General features: G+C 49.8%; 10 protein-coding genes, 1 tRNA gene and 2 rRNA genes. 10 read left to right on the forward strand and 3 right to left on the reverse strand.

Features of this window, described 5'->3' with window-relative positions:
- Nucleotides 1-11: 11 nt before the first annotated feature.
- On the forward strand, nucleotides 12-1,205 hold the full coding sequence (locus PY04_RS01470; RefSeq protein ID WP_014733409.1) for an ATPase: 1,194 nt from the start codon (nucleotides 12-14) through the stop codon (nucleotides 1,203-1,205).
- Nucleotides 1,202-1,705, forward strand: a complete 504-nt coding sequence (locus PY04_RS01475; protein WP_014733410.1) for a metal-dependent hydrolase — start codon at nucleotides 1,202-1,204, stop codon at nucleotides 1,703-1,705. The genes PY04_RS01470 and PY04_RS01475 overlap by 4 nt, the downstream gene beginning before the upstream one ends.
- On the opposite strand, the gene PY04_RS01480 is transcribed toward PY04_RS01475, so the two are convergent.
- On the reverse strand, nucleotides 1,692-2,300 hold the full coding sequence (locus PY04_RS01480) for a MarC family protein (protein WP_014733411.1): 609 nt from the start codon (nucleotides 2,298-2,300) through the stop codon (nucleotides 1,692-1,694). The genes PY04_RS01475 and PY04_RS01480 overlap by 14 nt on opposite strands.
- A gap of 60 nt (nucleotides 2,301-2,360) precedes the next feature.
- Here PY04_RS01480 and PY04_RS01485 point away from each other — a divergent pair, with 60 nt between their 5' ends.
- The 6 genes from PY04_RS01485 to PY04_RS01515 all read left to right on the forward strand — a co-directional run bounded on the left by PY04_RS01485 (nucleotide 2,361) and on the right by PY04_RS01515 (nucleotide 10,588).
- Nucleotides 2,361-3,251 carry an LEA type 2 family protein gene (locus PY04_RS01485; RefSeq protein ID WP_014733412.1) on the forward strand — a complete coding sequence of 297 codons (891 nt, stop codon included), beginning with the start codon at nucleotides 2,361-2,363 and terminating at the stop codon, nucleotides 3,249-3,251.
- 363 nt (nucleotides 3,252-3,614) lie between these two features.
- Nucleotides 3,615-5,111 (forward strand): 16S ribosomal RNA (locus PY04_RS01495).
- Between the two features lie 61 nt (nucleotides 5,112-5,172).
- Nucleotides 5,173-5,250: transfer RNA gene (locus PY04_RS01500), tRNA-Ala, on the forward strand.
- A gap of 123 nt (nucleotides 5,251-5,373) precedes the next feature.
- Nucleotides 5,374-8,421 (forward strand): 23S ribosomal RNA (locus PY04_RS01505).
- Together the 16S and 23S rRNA genes with 1 tRNA gene alongside form the textbook arrangement of a ribosomal RNA operon.
- A gap of 116 nt (nucleotides 8,422-8,537) precedes the next feature.
- Nucleotides 8,538-10,019, forward strand: a complete 1,482-nt coding sequence (locus PY04_RS01510; RefSeq protein ID WP_014733413.1) for a DUF2139 domain-containing protein — start codon at nucleotides 8,538-8,540, stop codon at nucleotides 10,017-10,019.
- Between the two features lie 5 nt (nucleotides 10,020-10,024).
- Nucleotides 10,025-10,588 (forward strand): DUF366 family protein, encoded by a 564-nt coding sequence (locus tag PY04_RS01515; protein WP_014733414.1) that lies wholly within the window; start codon nucleotides 10,025-10,027, stop codon nucleotides 10,586-10,588.
- Here PY04_RS01515 and PY04_RS01520 read toward each other — a convergent pair.
- On the reverse strand, nucleotides 10,572-11,171 hold the full coding sequence (locus tag PY04_RS01520) for a membrane protein (protein WP_014733415.1): 600 nt from the start codon (nucleotides 11,169-11,171) through the stop codon (nucleotides 10,572-10,574). The two genes, PY04_RS01515 and PY04_RS01520, sit on opposite strands and share 17 nt — an antisense overlap.
- Nucleotides 11,172-11,254: 83 nt before the next feature.
- Between PY04_RS01520 and lysS the strand changes: the two genes are divergently transcribed.
- Both lysS and PY04_RS01530 read left to right on the forward strand, forming a co-directional pair.
- Nucleotides 11,255-12,826, forward strand: a complete 1,572-nt coding sequence (lysS, locus tag PY04_RS01525) for a lysine--tRNA ligase (protein ID WP_014733416.1) — start codon at nucleotides 11,255-11,257, stop codon at nucleotides 12,824-12,826.
- Nucleotides 12,827-12,856: 30 nt separating this feature from the next.
- On the forward strand, nucleotides 12,857-13,765 hold the full coding sequence (locus tag PY04_RS01530) for a hypothetical protein (protein ID WP_048055884.1): 909 nt from the start codon (nucleotides 12,857-12,859) through the stop codon (nucleotides 13,763-13,765).
- Here the strand turns inward: PY04_RS01530 and PY04_RS01535 are convergent.
- A complete protein-coding gene (locus PY04_RS01535) occupies nucleotides 13,736-14,419 on the reverse strand; it encodes a class I SAM-dependent methyltransferase (protein WP_014733418.1) in 684 nt (227 codons plus the stop codon). The two genes, PY04_RS01530 and PY04_RS01535, sit on opposite strands and share 30 nt — an antisense overlap.
- Nucleotides 14,420-14,472 lie beyond the last annotated feature (53 nt).

Here is a 14,472-nt window from a genome sequence, read left to right on the forward strand (position 1 = left end):
GAGGGACACCAATGGAAGGCACTTTGCGCATCTATGCTTCCCCATCATACGAGGTTTATGGCCTCTCAAAGAACCCATTTATGGAATTAGCAAGTGAGGGAATTAAAGATATAGAGTCTATTCACGTTTATCAGGAAGTTGATATGAAAATTTCTTCCCTTCTCTCAGATGTTATTAGTAATAAAAGCTCAATAACATTTTCAATTGTTGGACCACTAGGAATGGGTAAAACACAGAGGTTAAAGAGCATTGCAAAGGCTATAGAGGAGAAAGGGGGAAAAGCAATTTACATTAAAGTTGACACGACGGATATACTAAAAATAACAAGGGATATATTCAGCACATTAAAGCCCCCCAAGAATAGAACCAACATATTCCTTGAAAATCTCTCAAGAAAACTTGGCTTTATAAACAGACTAGAAAAAATGTTATCCTCGGTTGATGAATATAAGAGCAGGGACATAGCTGAAATGCTTACCCAGGAGCTCTCAAAGTATCCTTACTCGGCTCTTCTATTAGACGAGATGGAAAATATGCAAGGCGCTAATGAAAAAGAGAAGATACTGTTCTTTGAGATGCTCAGACATTATATAAGCAACATGCCTCCTGGGAGTGTTTTTGCCTTTGCTTGTGTGCCCGAGGCTTATGAGGGGTATTCCAAATTATTCCCCGCGTTTTTCATGAGATTACACTATGAGTTCAAACTAAGACCGATGAGTTATGAAGAAACCCTCGAACTCGTGAAGAAAAGATTGGCCAAAGTTAGGGTGAGGGATACTGCAGATCCTATCTATCCGTTTACTGAGGATGCAATAAAATTAATCCACGAACTTGGAAAGGGAAATCCGAGGCAAATTCTTAGGCTTTTAAATTACGTTCTCAGTGAGGCTGTCAAGCATAAGTTTGATCCCATAAATGAATACGTTGTAACTACAATTCTTGAGGAACCAAAGACCCTCGAGGAGTATCTGGCAAGAATTCCAAGCGAATACAAGCCCCTTGTTAAGATCATAGTAGAGAAGTTTAAGGGCGGTCCAGTGAGCTACATAGAGATAGCAAAAGAACTGAAGATACCAGGGTCTGAAGCCTATGAGAAGCTAGAATACTTAGTGAGTTTGAACTTTCTAGTTGGAGACCCAAGAGGGAACTACAAGGTTCCAGATTATGTAAGGAAGTTTATAGAAAAGGAGGAGAAAAAGGAATGAACTACGAAGAACACGTTTTAGCCGGTCTAATTACATATCCCCTTTTTGTTGTTTTTGCAGAGTTTTTGTCCAAATATTTGCCATTAAAAATTACTTTCATGGCATTGGCTATTGGTTACGCTTTCTACGTCTTGGGTAGCGATCTTCCTGACATAGACCATCCAGATTCTTTAATTCACAGAGGAATAAAGCCGATATTCTCTGTGATATTGGGGAGTATGGTTGCTTATAGAGTTCTTCAATACCTTCCAATGACGTATGCTTGGGGTGTTGGAGGAGTTGCTGCGGTAGTTGGTTGGTTCCTATTCTCGGCTATAATGCCAAGGCATAGAGGAATAGTTCATTCAATTCTCTTTGCAGTAATCTATGGTGTGGTAAGCTTTCTGGGAGTTAGGTATGGTTTGGCTTTCTCTTCAGGTGAAAGCTACTTAATAGGTCTTGCATCATTCAGTGGATATATGTTACACTTGATACTTGACAGGAGCGTTAAGCTCCTCTGAGTATGTTCACAATAATTCCACCAGCGCCTGCAATCATCATTTGAGCTCCAATTGCCATTATGAAAAGTCCAATTATTCTTATCGTAACACTCAGAACAGTTTTATTCACCCTTTTCATTGCATATAGTGCTATCATCATCAAGATTGCAGTAATTGCTATAGCTATTGTAGTGGCCATTACGGAAACATGTATCCCGTACTCAGCTGTTAGTGTTATTGCTGCAGTAATCGCTGCAGGCCCAGCTATTAAAGGAGTTGCTACGGGAACTGCTGCGAGGGCTAAAATATTTTTCTCTTTCTTTATTGTAACCATTCCACCGCTTTCCAAGGCTTCCAGCCCGATCTTAAATAATACAAATCCTCCCGCAACTCTTAATGCGTCAAGCTCAATGTGAAATATATCCTGAAGGATAATTTTTCCAGCAACAGCGAAAATTAGGAGAAGAAGCCATCCTATGAAATTTGCCCTAACAATCAGGCTTTTAACATCTTCTATATGAAAATCTTCCCTTAGCAAACTAACTAGTAAGATCTTATCACTTGGATCTATCATTATCAGCATTAGCAAGGCTGAGCTTAATATTTCCTCGAGCATGATCCTTCCTGCTCCTTAACCTATAAATACCTTAGTGTTGAACTCCTGGGGGGTGAGATAATGGGAAAAGTTGCTGGAATAGTTGGTGTATTGTTCTTGTTATGGCTAATATATACTGGTTATTTTTTGATGACACTAAATCCGAGCGTCTCGGCGTACTGGGGTCCTGTTGAAGGAGACAACGTTAGCATATACTTCAAAATAGACCTTGGAAATCCCTCTCCAGTCCCAATAAAGTTGGAGAACTTGGTTCTTAAATTGAGTGGTATTCCTATAGCGAAAGTTGAGAATGTGAACCTAGGATTCCTAAAGAGAGATGTTTCTGGATCATCCGAAGTCAATCTCAACAACCTTATAGATGCCCTTATAGTTCATATAAAAAACAAGGAAAACAGTAAGATTGAGGTAGTAGGGTCAGTCAAAATATTAAACATTATCCCATACAACTTCTCCAAAGATTTTGAATTTAGGACAAATATCCTTGAGTATCTCAAAAATATCAGGGCTGAGCCAAGGACATATACGGTTGCTGGTATCCTTCCATTAAAGACCCCGGGAGTGGAGGGAATATATGCTAGATGGGGGAAGGTTTCTGAGGATTCCCTGGAAGTCGTTGGTGTTGTAAAGTTGTACAATCCAAATAACTTCCCCTTACCAATTGTTAACATTGGAGGAGAGATTTATTTAAACGGCATACATGTTGGTAGAGGATCTGTAATGAAGACAGTAACTTTGCCAGCTAAAGGAAGAGGAGAAGTTCCTATAAGATTACAGTTGTATCCGAAGGAGTTAAAGGAGGCTCTAAAATCACATATACTCAATGGAGAGAGAAGTGTCCTAAGGCTAGATCTAACTTTCATGTTGAAGGTCAGTGGTGAGGTGGTTGAGGTTAAAGTTGGGGATATCGAGACTACAATTGAGACGCACATCTTGGAGAACATTAAGGTTTGATTGCTTCACATGTATTAGTTTATTTTATTGTGCATTTCTTTCTAATTATTGCCACATTTTTGGCAAATGTTTACCCTTGTGCAAAAATTTTTCATTATAGGGGTTCGGGACTATTGGGTGGAGCCCCCGAATAAGGGGGCGAAAACCCAGGGGTCATGACGGCGGCGTCGGGGGGATTGGGGGCAAAGCCCCCGGCATGAACCCCGCCCTCCTCCCCTGGGTATAGAAAGATGCGCTCCCGAGGAAAACCCCCGAAACGGGGGGACCCCTCGGGGGCAAGGCAGGCCCGGCACCCCGGTTAAACCCCCGGACGGGGAATTGGTACTCCCCCGCGTGGGGAGTTCCACCGGCCGTACTCCCTTAATTCCGGTTGATCCTGCCGGAGGCCACTGCTATGGGGGTCCGACTAAGCCATGCGAGTCGAGGGGGCGTCCCTTCTGGGACGCCACCGGCGGACGGCTCAGTAACACGTCGGTAACCTACCCTCGGGAGGGGGATAACCCCGGGAAACTGGGGCTAATCCCCCATAGGCCTGGGGTACTGGAAGGTCCCCAGGCCGAAAGGGGACCGTTAGGTCCCGCCCGAGGATGGGCCGGCGGCCGATTAGGTAGTTGGTGGGGTAACGGCCCACCAAGCCGAAGATCGGTACGGGCCGTGAGAGCGGGAGCCCGGAGATGGACACTGAGACACGGGTCCAGGCCCTACGGGGCGCAGCAGGCGCGAAACCTCCGCAATGCGGGAAACCGCGACGGGGGGACCCCCAGTGCCGTGCCTCTGGCACGGCTTTTCCGGAGTGTAAAAAGCTCCGGGAATAAGGGCTGGGCAAGGCCGGTGGCAGCCGCCGCGGTAATACCGGCGGCCCGAGTGGTGGCCACTATTATTGGGCCTAAAGCGGCCGTAGCCGGGCCCGTAAGTCCCTGGCGAAATCCCACGGCTCAACCGTGGGGCTCGCTGGGGATACTGCGGGCCTTGGGACCGGGAGAGGCCGGGGGTACCCCCGGGGTAGGGGTGAAATCCTATAATCCCGGGGGGACCGCCAGTGGCGAAGGCGCCCGGCTGGAACGGGTCCGACGGTGAGGGCCGAAGGCCAGGGGAGCGAACCGGATTAGATACCCGGGTAGTCCTGGCTGTAAAGGATGCGGGCTAGGTGTCGGGCGAGCTTCGAGCTCGCCCGGTGCCGTAGGGAAGCCGTTAAGCCCGCCGCCTGGGGAGTACGGCCGCAAGGCTGAAACTTAAAGGAATTGGCGGGGGAGCACTACAAGGGGTGGAGCGTGCGGTTCAATTGGATTCAACGCCGGGAACCTTACCGGGGGCGACGGCAGGATGAAGGCCAGGCTGAAGGTCTTGCCGGACGCGCCGAGAGGAGGTGCATGGCCGCCGTCAGCTCGTACCGTGAGGCGTCCACTTAAGTGTGGTAACGAGCGAGACCCGCGCCCCCAGTTGCCAGTCCCTCCCGCTTGGGAGGGAGGCACTCTGGGGGGACTGCCGGCGATAAGCCGGAGGAAGGGGCGGGCGACGGTAGGTCAGTATGCCCCGAAACCCCCGGGCTACACGCGCGCTACAATGGGCGGGACAATGGGACCCGACCCCGAAAGGGGAAGGGAATCCCCTAAACCCGCCCTCAGTTCGGATCGCGGGCTGCAACTCGCCCGCGTGAAGCTGGAATCCCTAGTACCCGCGCGTCATCATCGCGCGGCGAATACGTCCCTGCTCCTTGCACACACCGCCCGTCACTCCACCCGAGCGGGGCCCGGGTGAGGCCCGATCTCCTTCGGGAGGTCGGGTCGAGCCCGGGCTCCGTGAGGGGGGAGAAGTCGTAACAAGGTAGCCGTAGGGGAACCTACGGCTCGATCACCTCCTATCGCCGGAAACCCCGTCCGGGGGAACTAAAGGGGTGCCGGGCCTGCCTCTTCTAATTGGTGGGCCGGTAGCTCAGCCTGGTATGAGCGCCGCCCTTGCAAGGCGGAGGCCCCGGGTTCAAATCCCGGCCGGTCCACCACGAAGAGATGCACGTCCCGAGCTAATGCTCGGGGCGGAAGGGCCCTAGGCCCCCTAACAGGGGGCGACGATGAGGGCCGTGCATAGGCGGGTGGCCCAAGAAGTGCCTGGCCCCTCCGGTAGGGGGGCTAGGACGCTAAGCCGCCCGGTGGATGGCTCGGCTCGGGGCGCCGACGAAGGGCGTGGCAAGCTGCGATAAGCCCCGGCGAGGCGCAGGCAGCCGTCGAACCGGGGATTCCCGAATGGGACCTCCCGCGGCTTATGCCGCACTCCGGGGTTTATACCCCGGAGGGGGAACGCGGGGAATTGAAACATCTTAGTACCCGCAGGAAAAGAAAGCAAAAGCGATGCCGTGAGTAGGGGCGACCGAAAACGGCAGAGGGCAAACTGAACCCCGAGCCGACGAGGTTCGGGGGATGTGGGGTTGTAGGGCCCCCGTATGAGACCCTCGCGGGTGAAGCCGAAGTCCGCTGGAACGCGGCGCCGGAGAGGGTGATAGCCCCGTAGGCGTAAGCCCGCAGGGTCTCGGGGGACCCTGAGTACCGTCGGTTGGATATCCGGCGGGAAGCTGGGAGGCATCGGCTCCCAACCCTAAATACGTCCCGAGACCGATAGCGAACTAGTACCGTGAGGGAAAGCTGAAAAGCACCCCGGGAGGGGGGTGAAAAGAGCCTGAAACCGGGCGGCGATAGGAGGGTGCGGCCCGAAAGGAATGAGCCTCCCCGAAGGAAACCGCGGCGACGCGGGAGTACGAGGGGAGGGGACCGGGGTTGCACCGTCCGTCTTGAAACACGGGGCAGGGAGTTCGCGGCCGTGGCGAGGTTAAGGGGGTTAAACCCCGTAGCCGCAGGGAAACCGACATGCCCGCAGCCCCCTCTGGGGGCGAGGGGCGGGGTGCGAAAGCGCCCGGAGTCACGGCCGCGAGACCCGAAACCGGTCGATCTAGCCCGGGGCAGGGTGAAGTCCCTCAACCGAGGGATGGAGGCCCGCTAGGGGTGCTGATGTGCAGTTCGCTCCCGTGACCCCGGGCTAGGGGTGAAAGGCCAATCGAGGCCGGAGATAGCTGGTTCCCGCCGAATCATCCCGCAGGATGGCCTCCCCGGAGGTAGGCGGTGGGGTAGAGCACTGATTGGAGGTGCAGGGGGCGAAAGCCCCCGGCCTCCTGTCAAACTCCGAACCCACCGCCGCCGTAGATGGGGGGAGTAGGGTGGCGGTGTAAGCCGTCCACCGAGAGGGGAACAACCCAGACCGGGGTTAAGGCCCCAAAGTGCCGGCTAAGTGTTACTCCAAAGGGTGTCCCGGGCCTTAGACAGCGGGGAGGTAGGCTTAGAAGCAGCCATCCTTTAAAGAGTGCGTAACAGCTCACCCGTCGAGGTCCGGGGCCCCGAAAATGGACGGGGCTCAAGCCGGCCGCCGAGACCCCGGCGCACGGACCGATTGGTCCGTGATCGGGTAGGCGGGCGTGCCGGTGGCGTAGAAGCCGGGCCGTAAGGTCCGGTGGAGCCGCCGGTATCGCGGATCCTGCCGGGAGTAGCAGCGTAGTCGGGTGAGAATCCCGACCGCCGGAGGGGCCAGGGTTCCACGGCAATGGTCGTCAGCCGTGGGTTAGTCGGTCCTAACCCCGCCCGTAACTCGGCGCGGGGGAAAGGGAAACGGGTTTATATTCCCGTACCGCGGGGGTAGGTGCGGCAACGCAAGCCCGGAGGGTGACGCCTCGGGGTAGGCGGACCGGCCGATGAGGCCGGCTAAGCGTATAAGCCCGGGGAGTGCCGTAATGGCGAGAACCGGGTGAAAGCGCGAATGGCCCCCCGTTAGGGGGGTTCCGCCGATCCCTGGGGCCCGTGAAAAGCCCTCCGGGAATTCCGATCCCCCGCGACCGTACCGAGAACCGACACAGGTGCCCCTGGGTGAGAAGCCTAAGGCGTGTCGGGGGAAACCCGGCCGAGGGAACTCGGCAAACTGGCCCCGTAACTTCGGGAGAAGGGGTGCCTGCGGGTGCGTAACCCGCAGGTCGCAGTGACTAGGGGGGCCCGACTGTTTAATAAAAACACAGGTCCCAGCTAGCCCGAAAGGGTTTGTACTGGGGCCGACGCCTGCCCAGTGCCGGTATGTGAAGCCCGGGTACAACCGGGTGAAGCACCGGTAAACGGCGGGGGTAACTATAACCCTCTTAAGGTAGCGAAATTCCTTGTCGGTTAAATGCCGACCTGCATGAATGGCGTAACGAGGTCCCCGCTGTCCCCGGCCGGGGCCCGGCGAAACCTCTGCCTGGCGCGCATGCCAGGGACCCCCGGTGGGAAGCGAAGACCCCATGGAGCTTTACTGCAGCCTGCCGTTGCCACACGGCGGGGGGTGCGCAGCGTAGGCGGGAGGCGTCGAAGCCCGGTCTCCGGGCCGGGTGGAGCCGTCCATGAGACACCGCCCACCTCCCGCCGTGTGGCTAACCCCCGTATGGGGGGACAGCGGTAGGTGGGCAGTTTGGCTGGGGCGGCACGCCTCCGAAAAGGTATCGGAGGCGCCCTAAGGTCGGCTCAGGCGGGTCAGGAATCCGCCGTAGAGTGCAAGGGCAAAAGCCGGCCTGACTGGACCCGTAACAGAGGCGGGTCCAGCCCCGAAAGGGTGGCCTAGCGAACCCCTGTGCCTCCCCGGTGGGGGCCAGGGATGACAGAAAAGCTACCCTGGGGATAACAGAGTCGTCTCGGGCGAGAGCCCATATCGACCCCGAGGCTTGCTACCTCGCTGTCGGCTCTTCCCATCCTGGCCCTGCAGCAGGGGCCAAGGGTGGGGGTGTTCACCCATTAAAGGGGAACGTGAGCTGGGTTTAGACCGTCGTGAGACAGGTCGGATGCTATCTACCGGGGGTGTTGGCCGCCTGAGGGGAAGGTGCCCCTAGTACGAGAGGAACAGGGTGCCGCGGCCTCTGGTCTACCGGTTGTCCTCCCGGGCATCGCCGGGCAGCTACGCCGCAGCCGATAAGGCCTGAAAGCATCTAAGGCCGAAGCGGCCCCCGAAAATAGGCGGCCGTTCCCTGGCGTTTGGGCCTGGGCGACCGGCCCGTTGCCAGGGACGAGGGCTCGGGCAGAAGACCCGGTTGATGGGGCGGGGATGTAAGCGGGAAGGGTCAACCGACCCGCTTAGTCTGCCGCCCCCAATCGCCCGAGGTCCTACCCCCCGAAGGAGGGGCCAGGCACTTGATAGGCCACCCGCCTATGCACGGCCCTTAATCATGGTTCTCTCTTCTGAAAAATCTTAAAATCCTAGCATTTAATATACACTTTAGGTGGTATAATGAAGATTCTCGAAAATCTTGAATATAGGTATCCACCTCGCTATGGTCCAGAATGGGGAAGTGGCGGAATATATGGTCTAAGGTATCACAATGGAACCTTGTACTTCACTTTGGCATTTGAAGGAGAAGCCCACTTTATTACTGAGGATTCTCACAAGAAATATGAGTTTGAACTAGTAGGTCCAAGACCTACTTCTGGAGGAGACACATACAACGCCGTGGAAGTTGTCGATGAGTTTATATATTTCGGTGGATGGGTGCATGCACCTGCGAAATTCCGAGGAAAAGAGCATGGAAATGCCACCATAGACTTCTCTCATAAGCATTCACATGTTCATGAGTATGACACCGAGAATGGAAGGATAAGACTAGTATGGAAGGAATCATATAAACATCCAGAGCAGTGGGTTGGGGAAGTAAGTGACATACTGTATAATCCCTACAAGGATGAGCTTCTCCTAGCGAGAGAAGATGGGCATGTAAATCTTGGTGTTTACTCTCTCGATAGAAGAAGTGGAAAGGTGGAGAGACTCAACGATAAACCAAGTGCTAAAGGTTGTCAGGTTCACGATATTGCATACTTTGGAATTGGAAAGAACTACACAAAGGGACTTGAGGAAATTCATGCGTATGACATGGTCTCGGGCAAGTGGGAGAGGTTTTCTTTAGGAGGTAGTGTTGATGGCGGAGCATATCTCCATCCACACCTTGGAGCGATGGCTTCCATTTATAACAGGGCTTTTGCTTTTGTGCGAGGTGGTTTATTCGTTGGAAATCCATACAATGATGAGCACTTTACCTTCGTTAGATTGTTTGACTTCTATACATTCTACGCCCCATTCAGGATAAATGCTCTTCCTATAGGAGGAGGTGTGCTTATAGCCTTCAACTCCCACCATGATACATATTACAGGCCAAGAACTGAGGGGGAGAAGGAATATTATGAGTTCACGAACACCATAATTGGGCCGAGTGTCTTGGTATACTTCGCCCCACCGATAGTTAAGATAGTTGGAGTTTTTGGGGCGAGGATAACATCTCTAGAAAAGGTTGGAGGGAAGATTCTAGTCGCAACAAGCAACACTCCAAACGTTGGCGCATTGGATGCTACGCCCTTTGATACTGGGTGGAGGGATATCGTTATTCTTGAGGAGAGGGATTTAAATAAGAAACCTCCATCAGTTAGGTTCTCTGTTCCCTTAAGCTTCATCGCAAAGGCCAAAGAGCTTGGTGCTGGTGTCTTTGGAGGAATTCCACTGGATGGGTATTCAAACGCTAGGCTCATACTGAGGGTATCTGGAGATAACACCTTAAGGATTTATGAGTATGACCTAACGCTTCCCTTGAGGGAGGCTGAAGAGGAGAAGTATGATCTGAAAGTTGGAAGAAACGTCATTGATCTGAGGGCATTTTCTGGGATAGTTTCTTTTGAGCTTGAGAAAAGCGATCCAAAAGGGTTCGCTATAATAGAGATGTGGTGATTAAGATGGAATTGTTAATAGTCAGGGATAGAAAGATTAACTATGATGGCTCAGCAATTAAAAGCCACTGGGCGTACAGGAATTTTGGTATTCTTGGCGATTCCTTAGTTGTTTTTAGAGGAAAATGCAATGTTAAGGTTGAGGAAATGGTTGATATAGAGGATCTTAGGATGCGGAAGGAAATAAAGTCTGACGACATGGTTCATTATATAGTGGAGCTATTCTGGGGTACTGATATTTTCCTGGCATCCTCCCTTCAAAAATTGCTCATTGCTAGGTTAGGAGAGCTGTTGAGGGCAAAAGGAGTGGCAGTTGTTAGGAAAGGTGATGATCTGTTCGTTGAAGGTAAAAAGCTCAGCATATCCATTGCCACAATATCTCCCGTTAGTATAAAGATTCACATCGGCCTGAACGTTACTAGTAAGGGAGTTCCCAGGGATGTTAGTGCTATAGGGCTTGAAGAAATTGGAATTAATGTTGACGAGTTTATGGAAGAGAGTGGAAAAGCTTTAGTGGAAGAAGTACTGAAAGTGAAGAAAGATGCCATGAAAGTTAGATGGGTGTCTTAAGGAGAATTATTGCTCCCACTAGTGGAACCATTATATTGTCGTCAATGAATTTCTGATATTCCGCAAGTGTTAGTAAAAGTGCCCACGGAATCGCTTTAAGTCCAAAAAATGGTCCTCCTATTATGATTGCACTACTAAAGAAAGCCAAGCTTCCACTCCAATGCTTCTTTAATTTTACATTGAATCCTATTCTTTTAAAGTAATAAAACCTGACTATTCCAGTTAGGCCGTCACTTATGGCCATAACTAAGAGTATTGGGGTTGCTTTTTCAACAGGTAGAGCTAGAGAAATTATACTCGCAGATATTGCAAAGTAAACTTCCCCATAATTCCCTTTTATTTGAAACCACTTGAATTCTTTTTTGAATGCATGGAATAGTAATTGGCCAAGTGCAAAGGCCATTGCAAATCCTGAGAATATAGACTTCGGTATAAATCCCAGGTATAGCATTATTATTGCTGGTGTTATAGAAAAATGGATTATCTTCCTGTTAACCCAGGCATACTCTTCTCCAAGATCTTTCGTTATCCACATCGCTACGATTATTGATGCCAGTGCTATTGCGACATGGATCCAGGGCATAGTTGAGTATATAATCATCCTGAAATTTAACGGTAGCGATAAATTATTATTTTAGTTGTCCAAGATGGTTGGGAGGTGGTGATATGGTTCACTGGGCAGATTATGTTGCTGATAAAATCATCAAGGAGAGAGGAGAGAAGGAGATATACGTAGTTGAAAGCGGGATAACACCAAGCGGTTATGTTCACATAGGGAACTTCAGGGAGCTCTTTACAACCTACATAGTCGGCCATGCTCTTAGGGATAGGGGTTATGAGGTCAGGCATATTCATATGTGGGATGATTATGATCGTTTCAGGAAGGTTCCTAAAAACGTCCCTCAGGAGTGGAGGGAATACTTGGGAATGCCTGTTAGCGAAGTTCCTGACCCTTGGGGCTGCCACGACAGCTATGCAGAGCACTTTATGGAGAAGTTTGAGGAAGAGGTTGGAAGGCTTGGAATAGAGGTGGATTTCCTTAGAGCAAGCGAGCTATACAAAAAAGGAGAGTATAGTGAGGAAATAAGAAGAGCCTTCGAGAACAGGGATAAGATCATCGCTATTCTAAATAGGTTTAGAGAAATCGCCAAACAGCCCCTACTTCCAGATAGTTGGTGGCCTGCGATGGTATACTGTCCAGAGCACAGGAGGGAGAGTGAAATCATAGACTGGGACGGAAAGTGGAAGGTCAAGTACAGGTGTCCAGAAGGTCATGAAGGATGGACGGACATTAGGGAGGGGAATGTTAAGCTCAGATGGAGGGTCGACTGGCCAATGCGCTGGGCACACTTTAACGTCGACTTTGAACCTGCTGGGAAGGATCATCTGGCTGCGGGTTCAAGCTACGATACTGGGAAGGAAATAATAAGGGCTGTATATGGAAAAGAACCTCCTGTTCCCTTAATGTACGAGTTCGTTGGTATCAAAGGACAAAGAGGCAAGATGAGTGGGAGTAAGGGGAATGTAATACTGCTATCCGACTTATACGAGGTTCTTGAACCTGGTCTAGTGAGGTTCATATTTGCCAGACATAGACCAAACAAGGAGATAAAGATAGATGTGGGTCTCGGCCTGCTTAACTTGTATGATGAGTTTGATAGAGTCGAGAGAATATATTTTGGAGTTGAGGAGGCGAAGGGAGACGAGGAAGAACTAAAAAGAACTTATGAACTCTCTGTTCCGAAGAGGCCTGAGAGATTGGTAGCACAAGCTCCTTTTAGATTTCTTGTTGTTCTTGTTCAGCTTCCTCATATGGATGAAGACAGGATAATATCTACCCTAATATCCCAGGGTCACGTTCCTAAAGCTCTCGATTACGAAGATGTTGAGAGGATCAAACTCAGGATTAAACTCGCCAAAAACTGGGTCGAGAAGTATGCTCCAGATGAAGTGAAATTTACTATTTTGGAGGAGCCGCCAAAAATAGAAGTTCCCAATGAAATTAGGGAAGCAATGTTAGAGGTTGCGGAGTGGCTTAAGGATCATGAAAAGTTTACGGTTGATGAGCTAAATAACGTCCTATACAATGCCGCCAAGAAGAGAAATATACCTAGCAGGGAGTGGTTTAAGGTGCTTTATAAGATCTTCATTGGCAGGGAGAGGGGTCCAAGACTTGCAAATTTCTTGGCTTCCTTGGATAAGGAATTTGTCATTAGAAGACTTAGACTTGAATCCTAACTTTTTAAACTCCTTTTCCTAATTTTAACCATGCTTAATGTTTCAGAAATTGGGATCAAGTTCCTAGGAGAAAATGTTGAAGAGTTCAAAGAAGGCTTTAAAACTTTATTTGCTAGAAGATATCTACCTGACGTTCGAGAGAGTGTTGAAAAACCAAGTATAGTTATAGAGAGGTTCAGAGGAGAAGAATTTAGGATTTTCAGTGCAACATACGATCATATGGGTGTTGATGAATATAAGATAGAATCTCCCAAACCTTCCGCTTATGGGAATGAAGCACCAATATTCTTTCTTCTTCAAGCTGTTGCGAGGGCCAGTGCCAAGGTTGGGCGAGTAGTAGTTACAGACTCAGTAGCCGTTTATGAAGATGGAGAGGTTGTACTTTTTGTTGGCTATCCCCACACGGGGAAGAGTACAATTTCTGTCCTAGCATTAGCTAAAGGGCTTAATGTTCTCAGCACGGAGAATACTGTGGTTGAAGTAAAAGACAGTTTGAGGGTAGTTGGTGGAACCGAGGTATTAGTTTATGATCCCTCTGTTAAACATATTTATGGGGTTAATGTTCCCCATGACTCCTCGACGAAGAGTGGCTATCTCATAAAGGATCTAAAGGGAGAGATGAGGGAGAATATCCTTAAGAAGAAACCTAAAGTGTCTAAAATCGTTCTTTTGCATGCTGCTTTTAATTGTTCTGGTTATTCATTTTCGCAAATGAGGGGAAGGAAGATCAAGAAGACCCTTTGGTACTTCTCAACTGCCCTATTAAAGGGTCTCGATTACTATGAACCTATGCCATTGCATGTTCCACTGAATGATAAGATAAAGGAGACTCTGGCAAAGTTTCTTGATGTAGCCTCTTCGCTTGACATGATTGAGGCTTTTGGCAACCATAAGTCAATATTTGAGGCATTATTTGGGCCTGTAAACGAGAAGGTATGAGTAATCGTTTATTTTCTCTTCCCCTATCTTTTCAAAGTATAGCTTTGCCAATAGCTCCACAGCAACTTTTCCCCAGACATTGAACCTAACCCTAAAGCTATCCCTCTCGCTCATAAATTCTATCATCACAGTTTTTTCGTCGCTATCTGGGAGTATTTTACTTATCCAGTATTCCTGACCTATGACCAGTCCATCTTTTAATCTAGGTAGGAGCTCTCTAAGGTCTGTGAACTGGATTAGGAATTTACCTTCCGGCTTGAGGATTCTTCTAACTTCTTTGAAAACCCTGTTGAGCTCTATGGGTTCGAAGTGGACAAGGCTGTCGATGAAGATAACGTAGTCAAAACTCTTGTCTTCGAACGGTAAGTTGGTGGCATCTCCTACTATGAATTTTACTCTAGATTCCCTGGATTTGGCATACTCTCTTGCCTTTTCTATCATTTCTTCACTGACATCTAACCCTATTACCTCAAATCCATGGTCTTCGAGGAGGAAGGAAAATCCCCCAACTCCACAAGCTAAGTCCAGAACTTTTCCCTTTCTTTTCATATGCTTAATGAGAAGTGGTTCAAGGTCATCCAATCTTTTCTTGTATTCTTCTGAGTGTATATCAGTATATGTGGGGAATGCTTTGTAGTACTCTTTAAATCCCATGTTAGTATCTTCATACTTTTCTCGATATAACTTTTAAGGCAAATTGCCATCTT

This window comes from Pyrococcus sp. ST04, assembly GCF_000263735.1.
Classification (GTDB): domain Archaea; phylum Methanobacteriota_B; class Thermococci; order Thermococcales; family Thermococcaceae; genus Pyrococcus.

Bases quoted from the DNA above. Each gene is read 5' to 3' on its own strand.
- PY04_RS01485 (WP_014733412.1), top strand. From the start codon at position 2,361: ATGGGAAAAGTTGCTGGAATAGTTGGTGTATTGTTCTTGTTATGGCTA.
- PY04_RS01510 (WP_014733413.1), top strand. From the start codon at position 8,538: ATGAAGATTCTCGAAAATCTTGAATATAGGTATCCACCTCGCTATGGT.
- PY04_RS01475 (WP_014733410.1), top strand. From the start codon at position 1,202: ATGAACTACGAAGAACACGTTTTAGCCGGTCTAATTACATATCCCCTT.
- PY04_RS01515 (WP_014733414.1), top strand. From the start codon at position 10,025: ATGGAATTGTTAATAGTCAGGGATAGAAAGATTAACTATGATGGCTCA.
- PY04_RS01535 (WP_014733418.1), bottom strand. From the start codon at position 14,419: ATGGGATTTAAAGAGTACTACAAAGCATTCCCCACATATACTGATATA.
- PY04_RS01530 (WP_048055884.1), top strand. From the start codon at position 12,857: ATGCTTAATGTTTCAGAAATTGGGATCAAGTTCCTAGGAGAAAATGTT.
- PY04_RS01470 (WP_014733409.1), top strand. From the start codon at position 12: ATGGAAGGCACTTTGCGCATCTATGCTTCCCCATCATACGAGGTTTAT.
- PY04_RS01480 (WP_014733411.1), bottom strand. From the start codon at position 2,300: ATGCTCGAGGAAATATTAAGCTCAGCCTTGCTAATGCTGATAATGATA.
- PY04_RS01520 (WP_014733415.1), bottom strand. From the start codon at position 11,171: ATGCCCTGGATCCATGTCGCAATAGCACTGGCATCAATAATCGTAGCG.
- lysS (WP_014733416.1), top strand. From the start codon at position 11,255: ATGGTTCACTGGGCAGATTATGTTGCTGATAAAATCATCAAGGAGAGA.